Raw genomic sequence first — 21,934 nt, forward strand, 5'->3', positions numbered from 1 at the left:
ATTGTGCGATTGTACCGCACCTCGCGGGGGATGGCTCCAGCTGTCAGGAGGCGATCTCCTCGAAACTGCCCGCATCGAGGAAGGATCACGAAAAGCGCATGTTCGAGAGCGCGTGAAAACCCCGTGAGGTTCTTCCCAGCTGAAGGCATTCGGGTAGTATGACTATTCAGCTCGACTGAGAGACCACACCGGCCGACCATGTCGAGCCGATGAGGAGGTGCTGTTTTGGTTCGCGTAGATATCGAGGCCATTGTCATGGCTTCCGATTCCATACCATCTGTCATCGTCTTGCGCGAGCGGCAGACGACAGGCGATGGGGACATGCCGCCGCGTGCCCTGTCGATCGAGACGGGCTCCTTTGAGGCGACAGCGATCAGCCGCGGGATCGAGCACGCCGCAGGAGGGCGTCCGCTCACGCATGATCTGTTTGTCGAGACGATGAGCAGGCTCGGCGTCAAGCTCGAGCGCATCGAGATCAACGCCATGGATGCACCCGTCTTCTATTCAAGGCTCGTGCTCGTGAACGTGGATCAGATAGGCGAGACGAATGAGTTCACGGTCGATTCCCGCCCGAGTGACGCCTTGTCGCTCGCGGTGCGCGTGAACGCTCCCGTCTATGTGGAAGACGAGGTCATGAATCGCGCTGGTACCCTTTCTCCTGCGGAGGGATCTCCGATGGACCAAGATGAGCTTGAGGAATTCGATCAAGCGGTTCAGGCGCTTTCACCGGATGATTTCTGATGCGACTCCGGACGTGCGATCAAATAGGGGGCGACCATCCGGTTCCGCGGGCGAGATCTCTCGGAGCCCCGTGCTCCCAGAAGAGGTGATCTGTTTTTTCGCGCTATCAGCGCTGATCTTTCAGAAATCGCACCATCGGCCTTTTACGATTCCGATATGATCGTTAGAGCTTTGCACAGAGCGGCTCCGCGCCTCGTTGCGCTGCGCTCTGTCGTTAGAAACGACGATGGCAGCTGAGGGGCCGCACCCGCGTTGCTCGAAGGGAATCATGATGGCACCCAACAGGACAGGCAATGTCACGCGTATAGATACCGTGCAAGTGGGATTCATAGGTTTCGGCAACATGGGGCGCGCGATGGCGGAGGGCCTCATCCGCACGGAGGCCATTTCGGCGGGACGCCTGTATGCATGTGCCAGCGACTATCAGAGACTCGCCGAGCGCGCCGAGTCGGTGGGCATACGGCCAAGAAAGGACGTCGCGAGTCTGGTGAACTCGGTCGACATGATCGTGGTCGCCGTGAAGCCGCATGTGGTCGAGCAGGTGCTCGTGCCGGTTGCCAAGCAGCTCGTCGGCAAGCCGATCATCTCGATCGCGGCCGGGTGGTCCTGCGCTGATCTGGAGCGGATCCTTCCGGGAACGAATCATCTGTCATCGATGCCCAACATGCCCGTCGCCGTAAACGAGGGCGTCATCATCTGCGAGGGCGAACACACCCTCACCGAACGACAGGACAAGCTCGCTCGCTCGGTTCTCAGCCTGCTCGGTTCCGTCGAGGACGTCGACAGCTCGCTGCTCGCCGCCGCGGGCACGGTGAGCGGATGCTCTCCGGCATTTGTCGCGATGATGATCGAGGCGCTCGGCGATGCCGCCGTCAAGCACGGGGTTCCGCGCGAGATGGCCTACCGCATCACGAGCCAGACGTTCGCAGGCACAGCGAGGTTGCAGCTCGAGTCCGGCAGGCATCCCGCGATCATGAAGGACGCGGTCTGCTCGCCCGGTGGCAGCACCATCAAGGGCGTCTCGGCGCTTGAAGCAGCCGGCATCCGATCTGCGCTGATCCGCGCGATCGATGCGATCGAAGCCTAGGCTGAAGCGTTCCCACGGTCTCACCGAAGCGAGTGCGATCAACGTAGTGCAGATGCGCGCGACGCGTCATGACATTCGCCGCGCGCATTCCCTGATCTCAATGATGCAGCGCTATGTGTCGGATTTTCGTGTGCGTGCGAGCGCCTAGGAGAGCACCTTGAGGATCCAGTCAATGTCATCGGTGGTCTTGAGCTTCGCGAGCACCTTCTCGTTCTCCAAGATCCCGCAGATGTTCGCGAGCACTTTCAGGTGCTCGCTGCCGCGACCCGCGATACCGAAGAGCAGATATGCCTTCTCCCCATCGAAGTCGATGCCCTCGGGATACTGTTGGAGCACCACGCCGGTTTTGATGACGGCATCGCTCGCCGCACGCGTCCCATGTGGGATGGCGACGCCCATTCCCAGATACACGCTCGCCAGTCGATCGCGCTCGGCGATGGCGTCCGCATACGACTCACGTGCGAAACCCTGATCGACCAGCAGCTTCCCGGCTGCTCGAAGCGCTTCGGCGCGAGAGACGCTTTCGAGCCCGAGCTGGATGCTGCAGCGATCGATAGATAGATCGTGAGATTCGGCGCAGCTGTCAGACACCACCGCTGGAGTCGTGTCGCCATCGCTCGCAAGGCGGGTGCCGTCCGCCTCGCTCCCCAGCGAGGCGGCGAGCCGATCGAGCGCCGGATCATCCAAGAAGCTGTCGATCTCGACGATTCTGGCACCCGGGGCGCTGCGGCGGGCGCGACTGGACAGGGTCCGCTGGCATACCACGGTTGTCGCCTCAGCGGGGATGCAATCAACGCTCGCATGTCTGATCACGAGGTCAGGCCTGTTCTCCTTGATGCGATTCCGAAAGCGCGTCGCACCCATGGCGCTCGATCCCATTCCGGCGTCGCATGCGAACACGATCATGCCGCAGGCCGCCTCGGGCTCGGCGGCGGGATCGGATTCGCCTTTCAACGCGCGCATTCGATCTTCAGCGCCCTCAAGGTCATCGGCGGCAGCGGAGCGCACGATCGGTGCGGCGACGAGAAACGACACCGCTGTGGCGATAGCGACGCCTATGATGATCACGACCATATGATCGGGCGGTGCCATGGAAAGAAACGCGATGATGGACCCGGGCGAGGCCGGAGCAACCAGGCCTGAGCCGGTGAATGCGAACCAGCTGATCGCGCAGATGTTGCCCGCGATCGGCGCGATGATGATCTTCGGGTTCATGAGGATATAGGGAAAGTAGATCTCATGGATGCCGCCGAGAAAATGGATGATCACAGCACCGGGCGCGGACTGACGCGTCTTGGCGTCCCGGGAGAAGAAGCAATAGGCGAGCAGGATGCCGAGGCCCGGTCCCGGGTTCGCCTCGAGCATATACATGATCGAGTGGCCGGTCGCCTCGACCTGAGCCCCGCCGATCGGCGTGAATATGCCGTGGTTGATCGCGTTGTTCAAGAACAGCACCTTGGCGGGCTCGATGAAGATCGCGAGCAGAGGCATGAGGCCGTATCGCACGAGGACGCTGACGCCGGCGCTGAGCACTTGGAGCAGGGCCGCCATGATCGGGCCGATCGCCACATAGCCGAGCATCGCGAGCAGCATGCCCAAGATTCCGACGGAGAAGTTGTCCACGAGCATCTCGAAACCGGGCGGTGTCCTGCCCTCGATGAGTCGATCGAACTTCTTGATGACCAGGCCGGCGAACGGACCCATGATCATGGCTCCCATGAGCATCGGGTAATCGGGCGCGCCTATCACGCAGCCGACGACGGCGATGGGACCGATGATCCGCCCGCGGTCCCCACCGATCATATATGCGCCCTGGGCGGCGATGAGGATCGGAATGAGGTAGTTCAACATGGGCGAGACCATCTCGGCGAACCTCGGGTTGGGCAGCCACCCCGATGCGTTGAACAGAGCGGTGAGAAAGCCCCAGGCGATGAAGGCACCGATATTGGGCATCACCATGCCGCTCAGGAATTTTCCGAATCGCGATACCTTGTCTTTGAGAGACATGATCACCCTTCTTTCGTAGATCTGCGGTTGTAGCGGATGTGATGTGCGCATAAGCTAACGATTGTTTTGTTTCAACAAAAGCTATCCTATTACTGTTGTTTCAATAGATTGCATAGACACACAGACCTCTTAGCGAGTGGTATAAAATTACCAGTAAACGGTATCTTGCTGCACCCTTATCGGGCCACGGACACTATTCTTGACAACACCGTATCTGTTGATAAGATAATAGTTGCTTTTGTTTCAACTACAGTAATGAGCTAACAGCAATCGGTCAGAGAATTGCGTCTTTATGGCTTGCGAGAAGGGTTTGCATATGATTTACACGGTGACGCTGAATCCGGCGCTGGACAAGACCGTTCTCATCGAGTCCTTCACGATCGATGCTGTGAATCGGGTGGTCGGGTGCCGGATCGATCCGGGTGGCAAGGGCATCAACGTATCGAAGGCGATCGCGAAGCTCGGCGGCGCAAGCTTGGCGTTCGCGCTGCTGGGGGGCGCGACAGGCGAAACCATCCGGTGTGCCTTGGATGAGCTGGCGATCCCATGCCGCAGTTTCGATGCCGGCGGTGAGACCAGAACGAACCTCAAGGTCGCCGATCCCCGGTTGCATACGCACACCGACATCAACGAGGCTGGACCGCACGTGAGCGAGGTCGTGCTCAACGACATGCTCGACAGCCTCGTCGCCGATCTGCGCGCGGAGGATATCGTCGTGCTCTCCGGGAGCCTGCCTGAAGGGGTTGCTCCAGACACCTATGCCCTATGGACCCGAGCCTGCGCCGCCCACGGAGCGCGCGTGTTTCTCGATGCCGCGGGAGACGCCCTCAGATATGGTTTGCACGCGAAGCCGTATCTCGTGAAGCCCAACGGTGCAGAGCTCGAGCAGCTTGTGGGCCGAACGCTCTGCTCGACTGCCGAGATCGTCGATGCCGGGCGCTCGCTCATCGTCGACGGGGTGCGCTGCGTCGCGGTCTCGCTGGGAAGCGAGGGCGCCGTGTTCCTCACGAGTGATACCGCGTTGCTCGCCAGCGCCCCCGAGGTTCGCGTCAGCTCGACCGTCGGTGCGGGTGACTCGGTCGTGGCGGCGCTGTGCCACGCCTTGGACTGCGATCTGCCATGGCGCGAGGCGATCGCGCTCAGCATGGCGACGGGGGCAGCCAATGTGATGAGCGAGGGCACCCAAGCGGCGGAGCGCGCGCTCATCGACAGCCTTGTCCCCGAAGTCCGCATCGAGCAGCTCTGAGTTTCTGCGTGCGCTCCGGCTGGGCATGCCAGCTGAGAACCCGTCGGTCTCGATCGCGCTCGCAGCGCGGACACAGGAGATATCACACAATCGAAGGGAAGCAACATGTTGGCAAAAGCGGTACGCATCCATGGCGCGGGAGATCTCAGACTCGACGAGTTCGAGCTTCCCGAGATCCGCGCAGACGAAATTCTGGTCAAGGTTGTCTCGGACAGCATCTGCATGTCGACATATAAATGTGCGAAACTCGGCGTCGAGCACAAGCGCGTGCATAAAAACATCGCCTCACATCCCGCCATCATGGGGCATGAGCTCGCCGGCGATATCGTGCGGGTCGGCTCCGAGCACGCCGCGCGCTTTCGCCCGGGGATGAAGTTCACGATCCAACCCGCGCTCAACTATCGGAACACGATGTGGTCTCCGGGCTACTCCTACGAGTTCTGCGGCGGCGATGCCACCTACTGCATCATCCCGGCCGAGGTCATGGAATGCGGTTGCATGCTCGAGTACACCGGTCGCGCGTACTTCGAGGCGTCCCTGGCAGAGCCCATGAGCTGCAATATCGGGGCATTTCACGCCGCCTATCATACGCACATGGGGGTCTACGCCCACGATATGGGCATCCGCGAGGGGGGAAGTCTGGCGATCCTCGCAGGTGCGGGCCCCATGGGGCTCGGCGCGCTCACCTACGCGCTGCACAGCGACAGGCGGCCCTCTATGATCGTGGTGGCCGATATCGATCGGGAGCGACTGGACCGGGCGGCGTCGCTGTTCCCGCCCGATGAGATCGCGCGCGCGGAGGGAATCGAGCTGCATATCGTGAACACCGAAGATATGGCGGATCCAGCGCGCGCGCTGCGTGGTCTGACAGGTGACAGAGGCTACGATGACGTCTTATGCTACGCGCCGGTGGCTGCTGTCGCCACGCTGTCCTCCGAGATCCTGGGTCGCGACGGGTGCCTCAACTTTTTCGCCGGCCCGACCGACCGATGCTTCTCCGCACCCGTGAACCTCTACGACGTGCATTACAACTCGACGCATGTCATGGGCACCACCGGCGGCAACACCGATGACATGATCGAATCGCTCGCGTTGACCGCTGCCGGCAGGATCGATCCGGCTGTGATGGTCACCCACATCGGTGGCCTCGACGCTGCCGCCGATGCCACGCTGCGGCTTCCGGAGATCCCAGGCGGAAAGAAGCTCATCTACACCCACATCGAGATGCCGCTCACAGCCCTCGATGAACTTCGAGAGCATGCCGCACACGATGAGCGCTTCTCTGCACTTGCCGATATCGTTGAGGGCAACCGGGGCCTTTGGTGCGCAAAAGCCGAGGACTATCTGCTCGCGAACTGGGCATGAGCAGCGAGATGCGGCCGCCGGCGCGCATCGGCAACCTGATCTACAATGTGAGGTGCTCAGATTCGACGACGCTCGGGTCCGGAGGGCTCGACGGGCGCGTTGAAGTTTTCTTATCAGGAGATGCTCATGGCCATGACCTCGGTCGATGAAAGACGCGAGAAGATCGTGCATCTGGTGAACACAGCGGGCAGCGTGTCGTTCGGACAGATCAAGACCGCCTTTCCCGAGGTGTCGGACATGACGCTCAGGACGGATCTCAAGGCCCTCGACGAATGCCGGCGCATCGTGCGCATCCACGGCGGCGCTCGCTCGGTCGAGTTCGTCATCGGCACCGACGATATGCTCGACAGTCGCTCGCTGCGAAACGTCGCTGCAAAAGAGACCATCGCCGAGAAGGCTGCGGCGCTCGTGCGATCGGACAGCACGATCTTTCTCGATTCGGGAAGCACGACCACGATGGTCGCGCGCGACCTTGACGATCAGCGGATGCTCGTGTTCACCGCGAGTCTGACCTGTGCCATGGAGTTGGCGAGGCTGTCGCTGGCGCGCTCGATCATCGTCGGCGGCGCGCTCAACCGCTTCAGCTTCTCACTCAACGGAGGGCGAACCCTGGAGGACGTGCGCGGACTCAACTTCGACCAGTTCTTCTTGGGGATCACGAGCTATCAGGATGATTTTGGCTTCTCGTGCGGATCAGATGAGGAGACGGCTGTCAAGCGCGCCTGCATCGAGCGGGCGGAGCAGACCGTGGCGCTCATGGATTCGAGCAAGATCGGACGGCGCAGCACGTTTCAGATCTGCGATCTCGACGACGTTGACATCATCGTGTCCGACGGGTGCCTGCCTGAGAGCTTCTTGCACGATTGCGCACGTGCCGGTGTCCGCGTGGTGTAGAGGCCGGTCTCAGCTAACCGAATAGATGCCAGCCATCGTCCTCGTCAGCCTTCCGCTCACCTCGGTCCACGTAGATCTTGCCGGTGCGCTTCTCAAGGATGTAGGCGAGCACCAAGAAGAACACGATGCCACCGAAGAAGAGCACGGCAAAGCCCGCGTGGGTATTGAACAGATAATCAAAAAGCGACGACATCTTCCCAACTTGTCTTCTCGAGACGGGTTTAATTGCTATAAGTATATACTTGGCTGGGTACAAGACACCCGCCGCATTTGAATTGCACAGGTTCGCATACGTCTGGAGGAGCCATGCTCGATATGAAGTTTGTCCGGGAGATGCCCGATGAGATCGATGCCGCCATGGCGGCCCGACAGACCTCATGGGACCGGGCGCGGTTCTTCGAGCTTGACGGACGTCGGCGAGCGCTCATCTGCCGGGTCGAGGAGCTTCAGGCGACGCGCAACGCCGAGTCGAAGAAGATCGGCGCCCTCATGCGACAGGGTCAGCGCGAGCAGGCCGAAGCCGCCAAGGATGCCGTTCGCGCGATCGGAGACGAGGCCGCCGTCCTCAATGATGAGCTCGGAGCGATCGATGACGAGCTCGAGCGCTTCATGGCTCGGTTGCCCAACATTCCAGCTGCGACAACGCCGGTGGGATCCGACGAGTCGGACAACGTCGAATGCAGGCGCTGGAGCACGCCGCCCGCATTCGCATTCGATCCGAGGCCGCATTGGGAGCTCGGTGTCGATCTCGGTATCTTGGATTTCGATCGCGGCTCGAAGCTTTCCGGCGCGCGTTTCACGGTGCTCGCCGGTGCCGGCGCCGCCCTCGATCGGGCGCTGCAGAGTTTCTTCTTGAATACCCATATCGCCCACGGCTTCACCGAGTTCATCCCGCCGGTCATCGTCAACCGAGAGATCATGTACGGCACCGGTCAGCTGCCCAAGTTCGAGGAGGACGCCTACCATGTGGGCGACGACCAGTTCCTGATCCCGACCGCCGAGGTCGCGCTCACCAACCTGCATGCCGGCGAGGTGCTTGACGGCGCCAGCCTGCCGCTGCGCTACACCGCCGGCACGCCCTGCTTTCGCGAGGAGGCGGGCAGCGCGGGCCGCGACACGCGCGGCATCATCCGACAGCACGAGTTCACCAAGGTCGAGATGGTGAAGTTCGCGCGGCCCGAGGAGTCAGACGACGAGCTGGAGTCCATGACCGCCGAGGCCGAGCTGCTCCTGCAGCAGCTTGAGCTGCCGTATCGCGTGATCAGCCTGTGCACGGGAGATCTGGGCTTCTCGGCGCGGCAGACCTATGACATCGAAGTGTGGCTGCCGAGCTACAACGCGTACAAGGAGATCAGCTCCTGCTCGAACTGCGGTGACTTCCAGGCGCGACGCGCCTCGATCCGCTATCGCGATCCCGAGCGCTTCAAGGGCACGCGCTTCGTGCACACGCTCAACGGCTCCGGGCTGCCCACCGGGCGCACCATGGCCGCGATCATGGAGAACTATCAGAACGAGGACGGATCGATCACCGTGCCCGAGGTCCTGCGCCCCTACATGGGCGGACTCGAGCGCATCGAGCAGCCGGCTGCCGGGGGTGCCGGCGCCTGAGCGAACCAGCGTCCCGGGTGCCCTCTCACAACGCGCGGCGCGTGCGCCTTCTACGACGACCGGTTTCTGGTCAAACCGACGCAGAGCGCGATGCGGCTGCTGCCCCATGCCGCATATCAGATGTCCTATGAGGGGGGGGGCAAACCCATGCTGGTGCTGGAGACGGAAGACAGATGCCGCGTAGCCGAGTTGGTTGCCGCCATGGAGCCGGAGATTCCGCTGCCGAAGCGTCGGAAACCCCGCTAGGGACAGGTGCCGCCAAGCGCTCCTCCCGCACCGGTCGTGCGGTGCGATCAGATTTTGGCAACAGGGGAGGGCTCGTCGGAAGAGGCGGCCTCGTCCGCTTCGCGGCCTGCGACGACGTCTTGGTCCGAGACCGAATCCGCTTCCGCGCCCGTCGACGCATCGCAGCTCACAGGGTCATCCGCTGGTGCCGCTTCAGAGGAAGAAGGCGTCTCCTCGTCCTCTTGGCATGCGGCGAAACCAGCTTCGACAACTTGCTCCTCGCGGTCCGATGAATCAGGTGCTGCTGAGATCACCGTCTGCGAGGCGCGCTCGGGGTTTGCCGGCGAGGAGGTCTTGTGGACGCTGTGGAATATCAGCCAGCCCAGCGAGAAGACGATGATCGCGTCGACGCCGTAACCGGCGCAGTGAGACATGTAGGTCGTCACGATGTTGAATTCGTTGCCAGATACGGAAAGCTGACCCTGCGCCACCAGCTGATTGATCTGCTCGTAGCATTCAAGGGCCGCCCAGAGGGTATAGAATGCGAGCAGAGCCGCGATGACGTACAGCACGATTCTTGCGATATTCGCCTGCATGGCCGTTGCATCCGTGCGATTCGGCCCGCCCGAAGGGTAAGTCGGTTTTCGGGTCATGTGCATGCTGCCTCCAAGATATATATCCGATGAGAACCGGTGCGCGATGATGCGCATTTCAATACTAGCGCTTCTCGGTTCGCCTCAGGTCTTGAAGAGATGTATTTGGAACCGGCTATGGGGCGCCGCCCCGCATCTCGATGAGCTATCGTGACGGCGTTGGCAACGAAGCATCGCGCTATGGAATCGTCTGGTAGATTTTTTCGAGTTCTGAGGTCATCTCGCTTTCCGGTGTGCTCTGGGGGCTACGATAGAAACACTGTGCCTAACGGTCTTCGCAAAACCGGTGCTTCTGGTGCAGTGGATTCGGTGATGCTTCAAGCTGGGTCGCGCATGCGATCCTGCACGTTCGATCGGGCACGGCGATTGATGAACCTCCGGGTCATCGGAAGGATCGAGAGATGATGACACCACGCGACACTCGTGATGATGGGAATCTGACCGCGACCGACTCTTGGACGAAGGTGCGCATCGCGCTGCTCGTGGCGCTCGCATTCGTGCTCGGATCCTCGGAGTTCGTCGTGATCGGCATCGAACCTCAGATCGCAACCGCGTTCTCCGTCACCCTCGATCGCGCCGGCGAACTCGTGAGCGTCTTCGCGCTCGCCTATGCGATCTGCACGCCGGTGCTGGCGCTCACGACCGGGAGGTTTCGCCGCTTCCCCCTGCTTGTCTCATATACCGTGATCTTCTGCGCGGCGAATCTGGTCGCTTGGTTCGCACCGACCTTCACGATCCTGATGATCGCGCGCATCGCGCTCGGTGCGGTCTCCGGGGCCCTGCTCGCACAGAGCGTGACGTATATCCCCGAGCTTGTGAGCGTCAAGCGCGTATCGCCGACGGTCGCTATCGTCTACGCCGCGTTCGCTGTGGCGATGATCGCGGCGACGGCGGGGGGCAAGCTGATCGGGGATGCCCTTGGATGGCATATGACGATGGCGGCTGCCTTCTGGATGGCGGTGATCGTGTGCGCTGCGGTCGTGTGCGCTCTTCCCCGTGCAGGGGCGACGGATGAGCCTGCCACGGTGAGCGACCAACTCTGTCTGCTGCGCGACCCGCGTGCGCTGTCGTGTGTGGCCATCTTCGTCTTCGGCATCGGATCGGTCTACGTTCTCTATGCCTATGTGACACCCTATCTTGAGGACGTGCTCGGAATGTCCTCTTTAGCCACCAGCACGGCTCTCATGGGATATGGCCTCGTCTGCATCGCTTCGAATCTGCTGTCGGGCTGGATCGATGCGCGCTTCGGCATGCGGGCGCTCGTGCCGTCGTTTCTCATCCAGGCGGCTCTGCTCTTCGCGCTGTATGCGGTCGGAGGCCTCACGGCTCCCGCGCTCGCCATCATCATGGCGATCGGTCTTTCGATGTATGCCGTGTCCGTGCCGTGCGTCTCGATGTTCATGAGCATCGCGCGGACCGACTACCCCCGTGCACTCACGCTGTCCGCATCACTCGAGCCCACGTCGTTCAACATCGGCATCGCATTCGGCACAGCGGTAGGAGGTGCCGTCGTCGCAGGTCCGGGCATGCGCTTCATCGGTATCGTCGGATCCGGGTTCTCTCTGATCGCCTGCGCGCTTGTGATATGGACGATACGACTTGCGCATCGCCATCGGACGCAGGTATCGGTCCAGCGCTGAGAATCGATCGAAGGGACCGCTGCGGTTGATAGCCGACTGCTGCGCGTCATGCTCGCGTGAGTCTACTGCTTGTGGCGCTTGAGCGAACGATACGGATGCAACATGTATCATCTCCAGCAGATGAGCCCGCAGATTCGAGATCAGAACCATGAATGGCGAGACAACGGGTATAGAACACAGGGCACATCGGCCTCGTTCGGCTGGTTGGCACAGACAACGTTAGGAGGTTGGTATGGCTCGATCGGAACAATCTCGGTATGACGCGGCTCCCGGGCGCAATCGTTCATCCGCTGGTGTGGCGGACCCACCGGATCAGGGAAGAGGGGCTGCGATGCGCACGCAATCCACGTGGCACGGCACCGTCGTCGCGCTCATAGCGTTGATCGCGATGATCGCCGCGACAGCGTTCATCGAATTCACTCATCTCGGGAACACAACGGTGGCAGGCGTCTCAGACGAGGTGTTCACCTGGTTTGCCCCTGCTGGCTATGTATTCATGATATGGATCGTCATCTATGTCGCGCTCGCGATCTGGTGCGTGAACCTCTCTCGGACCTCTACAGGCGATGAGCGTTTCGCGGGGATGCCCCTTGGACGCGATGTGGTGCTGTTCGTCGTCTCGTGCGTGCTCAACATCGCATGGCTGGTGCTATGGCATCTGCACAACATGGTTGGCAGCGTAATCGTCATCGTGGTGCTGCTCGCTGTGGTGGCGGCGCTCTATATCGCGGCGAAGCGTCCCGAAGCAGGGTTGGCCGAGTGGATGCCGCTGTCCATCTATGCAGCCTGGTTGCTCGTAGCCTTCGTGGCGAACGCCGCGCGAGCAATCACCGGCGCGTCTTCGAGCGCATCGCGCATCGTGCCGGTGATCTCGACGATCCTGCTGCTGCTCGCGTTGCTCGCGATCAGCTATGCCGTCCGCGCTCGGAAGGATGACGTGGTGTTCCCGTTGCCGATCATCTGGGCGGGAATCGGCATCGGGGTGCGGCTGATGGGCGTCTCCACGCTGACCGGCGTGCTCGTCATAGCTTTGACCGCGCTCGGGGGCGCGGCGATCTACATACCATGGAATCGGGTGTCGATCTCCGGGCGCTCCGGACGCTGAAGATGAAATCGCAGACTCCTTGGCGAACAGACAGACCCCGGCGTCCGAAGCGTCGGGGTCTCTCGTTTGAGATGGGCGGTGCTCCGCTCGCCCCTCTGTCTCGGTTCCGCGAAGCACCGCTTCGCATAATGCGCGCGTCTATCCGCTTTTGCTCAGCTGATTCAAGAACTCGTAACCTTGCGATGACCTTGCATTCATATACAGCTCGATGATAATGGAAGACAACGGAAACGGGGCGCTGAAGATGGAGCTGATGTGGAATCCCGCGTATAGTCAGCCGATCTCGGCACCGTGCAGCCGAACCCGGTCTGCTGCGCTCGGATTCGATCCCGAAGGGGTTGCTATGAGATATACGAAGCTTGGCGATACCGGCATCAGCATCTCCCGCATTTGCCTGGGGTGCATGGGATTTGGCGATGCGCGCGCCGGACAGCACAGCTGGACACTTGACTACGATGCATCGCGGCGCGTCATCGACCGTGCGCTCGATTTCGGGGTCACGTTCTTCGATACGGCGATGAGCTACCAGAACGGGACAAGCGAGTCGTATCTGGGACGAGCGCTCGCTGCGAGCGCTCGTCGCGAGGAGGTGGTCGTCGCGACGAAGTTCGTGCTCGCAGATCCCAGCGATTCCGCGGATGCCGCCAGACGCCCATCAGGCGACACGGTCGATGATCGCATCGGTCGCTTGCTCGATTCAAGCCTCTCACGTCTCGGCTTGGATTATCTGGATCTCTATATCTACCATATGTGGGATTGGAGCACGCCTGTAGAGGAGTTGCTGGCGGCCTTGGATCGACAGGTCCGAGCTGGCAAGGTTCGCGCGCTGGGCATTTCCAACTGCTACGCCTGGCAGCTCGCTGAGGCAAATGCGATCGCGCGAGCGAACGGTTGGAGTCGGTTCGTCTCCTATCAGGGGCACATGAATGCGATCGCTCGGGAGGACGAGCGCGAGATGGTGCCGTTGGCGCGGCTGCGAGACATCTCGCTGACGCCGTATTCGGCGCTCGCGGGAGGCAGACTCGCACGGCACCCGGGAACGACGAGCCGACGGCTTATCGAGGACGGCTATGCTCGCGGCAAGTATGAGCTCACCGAGGATATCGACGCCCCCATCATCGCCGCCGTGGAGAGGATCGCCGCGGCGCGCGGTACCACGATGACCGCGATCGCTCTCGCGTGGTTGCTCTCGAAGGTGACCGCTCCCGTCGTTGGGGCGACAAGGGCCGATCAAATCGATGGGGCAGCGGAGGCGACGGAGATCGAGCTCACCGCAGAGGAGATCGCCGAGATAGAGAAGCCATACGTTCCGCATCCGATCGTCGGCGTCATGGCGCAGAATCGACCGCCCCAGGCAGCGTGAACGAAGATCGTCCTCACGGACGCTCCCATTCGTCGAATGGTCACAAGGACCCTGACTCGTCCTTTGAGACCGCGCGGATCATGTCAAGCACGTTCGATACCATGTCCGGAGCGTTCATTCCGCACCGCTTCAGCAACTCGCCGGGATCGAATCGATCGAAGAACCGTTTCGGTATACCGTAGCAGCGCACACGAGCGGGGCTGGGTCCGAGATAGCGCGCGACCTTCTCGCCCCACCCCCCGTCGAGGACGCCATCTTCGATGGTGATCACCACTGCATGGTCGCGTCCGATCGCCTCAAGGCACCCCTCGTCCAGCTCGCTTCCGAAACGCGGGTTCACCAGTGTCGCACGAATGCCGTGATCCTCTGCGAGCATGTCGGCTACGCGTTCGCCTAGCGTGAAGAGGGACCCGAGCGCCAGAATCGCCACGTCTCCTCCGGTTCGCGCGACCTGATAGCTGGGAGCTGAAAACGACGGGCTGGATCCCTCCGGCGCGAGATCGGACCGCGAGATGACACCGGTCTCGGGTATGCGGATCGCAACGGGCCCCTCGCGCTGGTCGAGCGACCATCTGAGCATCGCCTCATACTCCTCGCGGCACACCGGTGCGAGCACGCGCATGGCGGGAAGGCTGCCCAGCATCGCCAAGTCGAAGAATCCCAGATGCGTCTCGGCGGAGCTGCCGAAGACCGATGCTCCGAAGACGAGAATCGTGGCGGGTGCCGCGTTCAGGCACATATCGTGCCACAGCTCATCATACGCACGTTGCAGAAACGTCGCGTATACTCCGAAGACCGGTTTGGCACCCGCCTGCGCCAGCGCGGTCGCATAGGTCACGGCGTGCTCCTCGCAGATGCCGACATCGACGTAGCCGGCACCGGCTGCAGCGCGACGAGCCGGTGTGAAGCCCATGATGTAGGGGGTCGCTGCAGAGATGGCCACGACGGCGGGATCGTTTTTTATCCGCTCGGAGAGCAAGCCGCCGGTGATGTCGGCGTAGCAGACCGACCCTTCGGCGAACGGATGCGGATCGGGTATCGTCGCGCCATCGGCGAGGGTGAACGGGGCGGCATGATGCCAACTCTCCGGATCCCTCACGGCCGCAGGGAAGCCCGCACCCTTCAGCGTGTGGACGTGCAGCACGACTGGATGATCGATGCCGCGCAGGCTTTCGAGAGCAGATGCGAGAGCGTGGACGTCGTTGCCCTCCTCCACATAGCGGTAGTCGAGTCCCAGGGCACGGAAGAAGTTGTGCTGCGCCTTGCCGTGCGTGCGTCGCAGCTCAGCGAGATTGCGGTAGATGCCGCCGTGGTTCTCAGCGATGGATCGGTTGTTGTCGTTGACGATGATGATGAGACCGCACCCCAGGTCGGCTGCGTTGTCGAGCCCCTCGAAGGCGAGGCCGCCCGACAGCGCCCCATCGCCGATGACCGCGATGACGTCGTATGTCTCTCCCTCGATCTCGCGAGCCTTGACGAGACCGCAGCCCAGCCCGATCGAGGTCGAGGTGTGGCCCATGGCGAACAGGTCGAAGGGGGACTCATCGGGGTTCGAGAAGCCCGACACCTCTTGGTAGCGCGTGGGATCGAGAAACGCCGCCGCGCGACCGGTCAGAGCCTTGTGCGCATAGGTCTGATGCGAGACATCGAAGATGAGTCGGTCGCGAGGCGTGTCGAATACGCGGTGGAGCGCGACGGTGAGCTCGACGACACCCAGATTGGGTCCGACGTGGCCTCCGACGACGGCGGAGCTCTCAAGGATCGCGCGACGCAGCTCACCGCACAGCGCGTCCAGCTCGCTGGACGGCAGCGCGCGCACGTCTTTCGGCGATGTGATATGTTCGAGTAGACCCTCTATGTTTCACCCCGTGATCATAGACGAGCAGCATTCTATCGTTTGCCTGCTGCTTGCAGGAAGCCAGTTTCTCACAACGCGTCGCTGGATATGTGAGCGATCTGCGTTGCTTCCCCCAGCGGTATCGTTTTCTTTCCCGCTTTCTCCTCGACAGGGAGGCGACGCCCGCCATATGCAGATTCTGCTGGATTTGGTTCCAATGACGTTTTGAGAGATAATCCTGTTCAAGCGGAGAGCTGCATATAGTCGAGGAACAAGAGGAATCGCGGTGCGCAACAGCTCAGGTGTAGCGAGGGAAGCCTCGGATACGATCGAAGAGGTACGTGTTCATGCTCGCGCTCTCGAGGATGAGGGTCGCTTGGGGCTCACCCGATCTTTCATCCAGCATGGCAGCGAGAGCGTCTATGCGCATGTGCTGTCGGTCGCACTTCTGAGCGCTTCCATCGCGGACCGCTGTCGGCGCATCGGGATTCGCATCGACCGCTCCTCGCTCATCCGCGGGGCGCTTCTGCACGACTACTTCCTCTATGACTGGCACGATCCCGATCCAGACCATCGACTTCACGGTTTCCGACACCCCTACATCGCGCTTGAGCGCGCCACGGAGGATTTCGACCTCACTGACTGCGAGCGCGACATCATCGTCCATCACATGTTTCCGCTCGTGCCCCTTCCGCCGACCTGTCGCGAGGCTTGGATCGTCTGCATTGCGGACAAGTGCTGTGCGATTCGCGAGACGGTCGCCGGCCGCCTGTCCTCACGGGTGAGCGGTGTCATACGCGGCAGACGCACATGAGGGTTCCATTTGACGTTGCCAGCGCGGTCGCGGGACACGTGCGGCTCATCTCATCCGGTATGCTGGCGCTCGGCGGTGCGACACTGGCGGACGCTCCCGCCTCGGCGCTGTTCCTCTCGTTCGCCTTCTACGGCTTCATCGGCTGGGCGTACGAGTCGACTCTGTGCGCCCTTCTGAACCACGGGTTCTTCTCGAACAGCGGCTTTCTTCTGGGTCCGTGCTGCCCCATCTACGGCGTCGGCGCGCTCGCGTGCTGGCTCGGATTGCGCGGCATCGAGAGCGTCCCGGCGCAGTTCGTCTCAGCCGCCCTCGTCTGCTGCGCTATCGAATACGTCGCGGGATGGTGGCTCGAGCGCACGACCCGCGCGCGCTTTTGGGATTACTCGGATTTCCCCTTGAACATCAAGGGACGGGTGTGCCTGTACGGGGTGCTCGTCTTCGGGACCGGCGCGGTGCTCGTCTGCCATGTCATCCAGCCGTCTGTGCTGCATGCGCTCTCGCTCGCACCGGGCTGGCTCGTGGTCGCCGCCGCCGTGCTCATCGGCCTCGTGATGGCGATCGACGCCGTCTTCGCGCTGGCGAGCTGGAAGCGCCTCTCCTCCCAGCTCGAGACCGTTCGCAGCGAGCTGGCCGATCGCATCAACGAGTCGCTCAAGGAGACCTCGGACTCCATGGCTCGCCTCGCTCGGTGGGCGTCTGATGCGAAACGACGACACGGACTTCAAATGGAATCTGAACATCTCACCGGAAGGGAACACGCATGAAAGAGCTTCTCAAGGCGGATCTGTATCGCATGACACGCATGACCAAGCTGCATGGCTACCTGTGGAGAGCGCTGATCATCGACGGTATCGTGATCGCCGGGTTCGTCTTTCTGCTCATATCAAAGGGAGATGGCAGGTAATCACTATGTTTGATCTTCTGAAAGCGGATCTGTATCGGATGTCGCGGCCGACCCGGCTCCACGGCTACCTGTGGAAGATGCTGGCAATATCAGTTGTGCTGACAGCGCTGTCAGCGGGCATTCTGCTCATGATGCCTTCGCTCATGCAGAGTGCGCACAGCGCGGCGGGAGATGCCTCCAGAGTCAGTTTGGAGCTGAAGGCGTATGAGCAGATGGCCGGCGCACCCTCTACAATGATTGGATCGGCCCTCATGTCCGGGTCGAACAACGTCGGGATGCTTCCTCTGATCGCCTGCTTCGGCATGATCATCCCGTGTCTGTCTGATTTCAACCGCGGCTTCGCAGCTTCGGTCACGACCTCGAGACGCGGCCGTCTCGGTTACTTGGCAGAGAAGACCGTGCTGGCTGGGATCTGGAGCGCGATCGTGTTCGTATTTATGGCGGCGCTCGTCGTCTGCATGGTCTACGTTCTCGGCAAGCCGTTCAGAACAGCAGAGCCCATCGGGGAGCTCGCAGCATGGGCTGGCTGCTGCTGGTTGTGCTTGTGGGCACTGACGGCCATCTCGCTCGCACTGGCGTTCATCACGCGCAACGCCCCGGTGACCTATCTCGGAGCGATCCTGATCATGATGGGCGTCGTTCCGAATCTGGTCGAGCTGGGAGCGCAGTTCATAGGAGCTGCGGGCGCGCTGGCACCGGTGGCTGACGGCCTGCACGAGATGATGAACTGGTTTCCTTCGCACTGCGCTGCCATACTGCGCGGCGGCGTATCCGCCCTCTCGCGGCCCGCGGCCGGAACGATGGCCTCGTTTCCCGGTGGCTTCGCCGGACAGGCCGCTATCGCAGGGATCACATGGGTTGCACTCGCCGGCGGGTGCACCCTCGCCTGGGCTCGGCGCCAAAGGATCTGATCGATAGGCACCGATTGCGGCATGCGGGCCCGAACGGAAGGGACGATCATGGTAAACCTGCTCAAAGCCGATCTGTTTCGCATGAGCCGAGTTGCGCGCATGCACGGCTACCTCTGGAGATGGATGATCGGTCTTTTCATCGTGATGATCATGATGAATGGGATATTCTCCATCGGGGCACAGGTCATGTGCGATCAGGCGATCGCTGGAAACATCAGCGATCAGCAGCTCCGCTCAGCCCAAACCTCTCTTCAGATATATGAAATGACACCATCTGCATTCTTCGCCGTCTTTCTCACCTCACCCCATCGGGGCTCTGGCCTGCTCGTGCTGCTCGGATGCATAAGCGCCACGGTCATGTATATCACCGATACGGGGTGTGGCTACGCGAGCGCGGTCAGCACCTCGACGCGGGGCCGCCTCGCCTTCGCCGCCGAGCGGATCGTCCTCGCCGGTGTCTGGACGGCAGCGCTGCTGATCATCATGATGTCTCTCAGCGTGCTCACCATGGTGCCGTTCGGTCACATGCTGCACACCGGCGAGCCCATCGGCAGGTTTCTGCTGTGGGCCCTCGATGCATGGCTCAGCTGCTGGGCTCTGAGCGTCGTCTCGCTTGCCATCGCCTGTCTCACGCGCAGCACGGTCGTCTCCCTGGGGGCCAGCGTCCTCATCGGCGCGGGTGTCGTCGCGCGTCTGGTATCCGGCGCCGCGGCGCTGCTCGCCATGCTCGTTCCCGAGCAGCCCGTCTGGTCGTCAATTCTGGGGGATATCGCAGCGCTGTTCCCCTCGACCTGCCTTGATCTGCTGCATGCGGGAGGAGCGTCGTTGTCACAAGCCGCGACCGGAGCGCTGGCGTGGCTTCCCGGCGGAGTCGCCGCCCAGGCGCTGCTCGTCGGTGGCGGCTGGACCATCTTGGCAGCAGCGGTGATCCTAGCGGTCTCGCGCCGCGCGCCCGTCTGATCTGCTCTATCCGAAGGGGCGGTGCGAGCATCTTATGTTGAATCTGCTGAGAGCCGATCTCTTTCGCCGGCGCATGGTACGCCTACATCTTGTCTGCGGTGACAGCGGTCGCATTGCTGCTGCTCGGATTTTCGGCATCTCCGCTCTGGCTGTAGAGCCGCTCGGAGCCCTGTTGCTCTGAGCGCTCGAGACATGGCCGTATCTGGGGGTTGCTTCGGCGATCGGGACCGCGGCGATCTATCTCTCGCGCAGCATCGTCGCAGATCTGCTCGGCGCATTCGTCTTCGCCTCGGGGATGATCCCCTATATGATGAGAGGGATTGCGAAGTGGATCTTCGAGGCCGGTATCGGCTGCCTTCTCACTGACATGCGCGTTCCATGAGGCCGCGAACCGGTTTCCCAGCCAGTGTCTCATCGGGCTCAGAGCAGGCAGCGGCGCGCTTCTAGGTTCTGATTTGTGCGCGGCTGGAGGCGCAGGCGTCTCGACATGGATCCAGACCGTTCTTGTCTGCATGGGTCGGCGCGGTCGACCCGCCAGACGCGAAAGGAGGCTCGCCATATGGACAGCGCGACTCTGATTGCGCTTTCGCTCATCATCGGGCTGGGTTTGGGCATGGTGCTCGGCACGTCGGTCTACGCGGTGGAGCTGCGTCGGATGGCGCGCTTTCTGCGCGATCGCGAGCGACGCAGCGGAGCCCGTCTCACCCTGAAGACGTTCGGACCCGGATTGCGCGAGCTTGCCGTCGCGGTGAACACCGAGCTCGATCAAGGGCTGGAGGAACGCGTTCTCGCCCTTCGCAGACGGCAGGAGTTCCAGCGCGACCTCTCGGCGCTCTCGCATGATATCCGAACCCCGCTCACCGGGGCGAAAGGCTACCTTCAGCTTGCAACCGGCGAGCGGCAGGAGCGGATGCGGACACGCTATCTCGAAGCCGCGAACGCGCGCATCGACTCGACGATCCGCCTGCTCGATCAGCTGTTCGCCTACACGAGGGCAAGCGATCCCGATCTGGTTCTCAGCCGAGAGACCGTCGACGTCGCTCCGATCATCGAGGCGGTTCTGTTGGCCCACTTTCCCGAGTTCGAAGAGCGTAAATGGGAGCCGACAGTTCACATGGAGGCCCGTGGGGTCACGGTCGTCGGGGACCGCGACGCTCTGTGTCGCATCGCGGAGAACCTTGTGACCAACGCCATCCGCTACGGCGTGAGCGCCCCTCTCATCGAAGCGCGCGACGGACGCCTAGTCTTCTCGAACCGCATCGCGGATCCCTCGGCGCTCGATGTCGAGCGCCTCTTTGACCGGTTCTATCAAGCTGATTCCTCACGCGGCGCGGCCGGTGCCGGGCTCGGTCTGTCGACCGCTCACAAGCTGGCGCAGGCGATGGAAATGGACCTCACAGCATCAGTCGAAGACGACATGTTGATGATCGAGCTGGTGTTCGATTCCCCGAGATCGCCGGATGCTGTTGGGTGAGCGGCAGAACGCTCCGAACGGAGCGACCGCGAGGAGCGATTGACTGTCGGGTGAACGCATCCGAGGCGAGAGAACGCATGCCGCCGAGCCATCGGGCCACGCCTGCCGCATCGTGCTGAGAATCTGTCTTGCTCCCGAATCCGACTCTCGCAGCCGATGACCTACTTCCGACGACGGAACAGATCCCTGGCCCTGTCCTTGAGGCGCGTCGCCCGAATGATCCCTTCATAGGAGAACATGCGAAGGTGTGGGAAGGCGTTGAAGAAACGCAACTCACGCCGATTCAACGTGAGCTTGGGAGCCTGCCTCGGTCTGCGCGGCGCGCCGCCTGCCAGGCGCTCGGCGACCATGCGCAGGCTGTTCGCCCCATCCGCGATGAAAGAGGGCAGCTCGACGCGCTCGCGCAGCGTGTCGAGCACCGCGTCAGAGATGTCGCTCAACCAGCAGTTGATCTCGCGTCCGCGCTCGTGCACGACCTCGGCGGAATCGAGAGCCGAATCCGGAACGCGCCCCAACATGGAGTCCGAGGTCTCCTTGAGCGACTCGTTGATGCGATCGGCCAGCTCGCTGCGAACGGTCTCGAGCTGGGAGGAGAGGCGCTTCCAGCTCGCCAGCGCGAAGACGGCGTCGATCGCCATCACGAGGCCGATGAGCACGGCGGCGGCGACCACGAGCCAGCCCGGTGCGAGCGAGAGCGCATGCAGCACAGACGGCTGGATGACATGGCAGACGAGCACCGCGCCGGTCCCGAAGACGAGCACCCCGTACAGGCACACCCGTCCCTTGATGTTCAAGGGGAAATCCGAGTAATCCCAAAAGCGCGCGCGGGTCGTGCGCTCGAGCCACCATCCCGCGACGTATTCGATAGCGCAGCAGACGAGGGCGGCTGAGACGAACTGCGCCGGGACGCTCTCGATGCCGCGCAATCCGAGCCAGCACGCGAGCGCGCCGACGCCGTAGATGGGGCAGCACGGACCCAGAAGAAAGCCGCTGTTCGAGAAGAACCCGTGGTTCAGAAGGGCGCACAGAGTCGACTCGTACGCCCAGCCGATGAAGCCGTAGAAGGCGAACGAGAGGAACAGCGCCGAGGCGGGCATGTC

The 21,934-nt window shown here is 62.1% G+C and carries 21 protein-coding genes; 15 read left to right on the forward strand and 6 right to left on the reverse strand.

Annotation, left to right across the window (positions count from 1 at the left end):
* The first annotated feature begins 225 nt into the window (after nucleotides 1-225).
* A complete protein-coding gene (locus CORGL_RS01225) occupies nucleotides 226-741 on the forward strand; it encodes a bifunctional nuclease family protein (protein WP_013708105.1) in 516 nt (171 codons plus the stop codon).
* 319 nt (nucleotides 742-1,060) lie between these two features.
* The gene (proC, locus tag CORGL_RS01230) at nucleotides 1,061-1,828 is read left to right on the forward strand and encodes a pyrroline-5-carboxylate reductase (protein ID WP_245526924.1); all 768 of its coding nucleotides are present in this window, start codon (nucleotides 1,061-1,063) and stop codon (nucleotides 1,826-1,828) included.
* 144 nt (nucleotides 1,829-1,972) lie between these two features.
* On the opposite strand, the gene CORGL_RS01235 is transcribed toward proC, so the two are convergent.
* Complete coding sequence (locus CORGL_RS01235) at nucleotides 1,973-3,835, reverse strand: PTS mannitol transporter subunit IICBA (protein WP_013708107.1); 1,863 nt, start codon at nucleotides 3,833-3,835, stop codon at nucleotides 1,973-1,975.
* A gap of 316 nt (nucleotides 3,836-4,151) precedes the next feature.
* Here CORGL_RS01235 and pfkB point away from each other — a divergent pair, with 316 nt between their 5' ends.
* The 3 genes from pfkB to CORGL_RS01250 all read left to right on the forward strand — a co-directional run bounded on the left by pfkB (nucleotide 4,152) and on the right by CORGL_RS01250 (nucleotide 7,340).
* Entirely contained in the window at nucleotides 4,152-5,081 is a 930-nt protein-coding gene (pfkB, locus tag CORGL_RS01240; RefSeq protein WP_013708108.1) for a 1-phosphofructokinase, read from the forward strand.
* A gap of 105 nt (nucleotides 5,082-5,186) precedes the next feature.
* On the forward strand, nucleotides 5,187-6,446 hold the full coding sequence (locus CORGL_RS01245) for a zinc-binding dehydrogenase (protein ID WP_013708109.1): 1,260 nt from the start codon (nucleotides 5,187-5,189) through the stop codon (nucleotides 6,444-6,446).
* Between the two features lie 126 nt (nucleotides 6,447-6,572).
* Entirely contained in the window at nucleotides 6,573-7,340 is a 768-nt protein-coding gene (locus CORGL_RS01250; protein ID WP_013708110.1) for a DeoR/GlpR family DNA-binding transcription regulator, read from the forward strand.
* A gap of 13 nt (nucleotides 7,341-7,353) precedes the next feature.
* Here CORGL_RS01250 and CORGL_RS01255 read toward each other — a convergent pair whose 3' ends face one another.
* Complete coding sequence (locus tag CORGL_RS01255) at nucleotides 7,354-7,533, reverse strand: DUF6724 family protein (protein WP_013708111.1); 180 nt, start codon at nucleotides 7,531-7,533, stop codon at nucleotides 7,354-7,356.
* 113 nt (nucleotides 7,534-7,646) lie between these two features.
* On the opposite strand from CORGL_RS01255, the gene serS reads away from it, so the two are divergent.
* Entirely contained in the window at nucleotides 7,647-8,948 is a 1,302-nt protein-coding gene (gene serS / locus CORGL_RS01260) for a serine--tRNA ligase (protein ID WP_013708112.1), read from the forward strand.
* A gap of 293 nt (nucleotides 8,949-9,241) precedes the next feature.
* On the opposite strand, the gene CORGL_RS01270 is transcribed toward serS, so the two are convergent.
* The gene (locus CORGL_RS01270; protein WP_156789753.1) at nucleotides 9,242-9,769 is read right to left on the reverse strand and encodes a hypothetical protein; all 528 of its coding nucleotides are present in this window, start codon (nucleotides 9,767-9,769) and stop codon (nucleotides 9,242-9,244) included.
* A gap of 458 nt (nucleotides 9,770-10,227) precedes the next feature.
* Between CORGL_RS01270 and CORGL_RS01275 the strand changes: the two genes are divergently transcribed.
* From CORGL_RS01275 to CORGL_RS01285, 3 genes are all read left to right on the forward strand, one after another.
* Nucleotides 10,228-11,466: an MFS transporter gene (locus CORGL_RS01275; RefSeq protein WP_245526925.1), complete on the forward strand. Its 1,239-nt coding sequence runs from the start codon at nucleotides 10,228-10,230 to the stop codon at nucleotides 11,464-11,466.
* Nucleotides 11,467-11,797: 331 nt separating this feature from the next.
* Nucleotides 11,798-12,571, forward strand: a complete 774-nt coding sequence (locus tag CORGL_RS01280) for a tryptophan-rich sensory protein (protein ID WP_049777658.1) — start codon at nucleotides 11,798-11,800, stop codon at nucleotides 12,569-12,571.
* Nucleotides 12,572-12,914: 343 nt separating this feature from the next.
* A complete protein-coding gene (locus tag CORGL_RS01285) occupies nucleotides 12,915-13,934 on the forward strand; it encodes an aldo/keto reductase (protein WP_013708116.1) in 1,020 nt (339 codons plus the stop codon).
* 40 nt (nucleotides 13,935-13,974) lie between these two features.
* On the opposite strand, the gene CORGL_RS01290 is transcribed toward CORGL_RS01285, so the two are convergent.
* Nucleotides 13,975-15,792, reverse strand: coding sequence for a 1-deoxy-D-xylulose-5-phosphate synthase (locus tag CORGL_RS01290; RefSeq protein WP_013708117.1), 1,818 nt, complete (start codon nucleotides 15,790-15,792; stop codon nucleotides 13,975-13,977).
* 265 nt (nucleotides 15,793-16,057) lie between these two features.
* On the opposite strand from CORGL_RS01290, the gene CORGL_RS01295 reads away from it, so the two are divergent.
* From CORGL_RS01295 to CORGL_RS01310, 5 genes are read left to right on the forward strand one after another with little or no spacing between them, the layout of a single operon-like run.
* The gene (locus tag CORGL_RS01295) at nucleotides 16,058-16,585 is read left to right on the forward strand and encodes an HD domain-containing protein (protein WP_013708118.1); all 528 of its coding nucleotides are present in this window, start codon (nucleotides 16,058-16,060) and stop codon (nucleotides 16,583-16,585) included.
* The gene (locus tag CORGL_RS01300) at nucleotides 16,582-17,349 is read left to right on the forward strand and encodes a putative ABC transporter permease (protein WP_013708119.1); all 768 of its coding nucleotides are present in this window, start codon (nucleotides 16,582-16,584) and stop codon (nucleotides 17,347-17,349) included. The genes CORGL_RS01295 and CORGL_RS01300 overlap by 4 nt, the downstream gene beginning before the upstream one ends.
* Nucleotides 17,346-17,489 carry a hypothetical protein gene (locus CORGL_RS09765; RefSeq protein ID WP_013708120.1) on the forward strand — a complete coding sequence of 48 codons (144 nt, stop codon included), beginning with the start codon at nucleotides 17,346-17,348 and terminating at the stop codon, nucleotides 17,487-17,489. Before CORGL_RS01300 ends, CORGL_RS09765 begins: the two co-directional genes overlap by 4 nt.
* A 5-nt stretch (nucleotides 17,490-17,494) precedes the next feature.
* A complete protein-coding gene (locus tag CORGL_RS01305) occupies nucleotides 17,495-18,400 on the forward strand; it encodes an ABC transporter permease (protein WP_013708121.1) in 906 nt (301 codons plus the stop codon).
* 48 nt (nucleotides 18,401-18,448) lie between these two features.
* Entirely contained in the window at nucleotides 18,449-19,360 is a 912-nt protein-coding gene (locus CORGL_RS01310; RefSeq protein ID WP_013708122.1) for a hypothetical protein, read from the forward strand.
* A gap of 82 nt (nucleotides 19,361-19,442) precedes the next feature.
* Here the strand turns inward: CORGL_RS01310 and CORGL_RS09885 are convergent, their stop codons facing one another.
* Nucleotides 19,443-19,775: a hypothetical protein gene (locus CORGL_RS09885; RefSeq protein WP_172633504.1), complete on the reverse strand. Its 333-nt coding sequence runs from the start codon at nucleotides 19,773-19,775 to the stop codon at nucleotides 19,443-19,445.
* A gap of 144 nt (nucleotides 19,776-19,919) precedes the next feature.
* Here CORGL_RS09885 and CORGL_RS01320 point away from each other — a divergent pair, with 144 nt between their 5' ends.
* Nucleotides 19,920-20,834: a sensor histidine kinase gene (locus CORGL_RS01320; RefSeq protein ID WP_013708123.1), complete on the forward strand. Its 915-nt coding sequence runs from the start codon at nucleotides 19,920-19,922 to the stop codon at nucleotides 20,832-20,834.
* A gap of 161 nt (nucleotides 20,835-20,995) precedes the next feature.
* Here the strand turns inward: CORGL_RS01320 and CORGL_RS01325 are convergent, their stop codons facing one another.
* Nucleotides 20,996-21,931: a putative ABC transporter permease gene (locus CORGL_RS01325; protein WP_013708124.1), complete on the reverse strand. Its 936-nt coding sequence runs from the start codon at nucleotides 21,929-21,931 to the stop codon at nucleotides 20,996-20,998.
* Nucleotides 21,932-21,934 lie beyond the last annotated feature (3 nt).

It is taken from the genome of Coriobacterium glomerans PW2 (assembly GCF_000195315.1).
GTDB classification, from domain to species: domain Bacteria; phylum Actinomycetota; class Coriobacteriia; order Coriobacteriales; family Coriobacteriaceae; genus Coriobacterium; species Coriobacterium glomerans.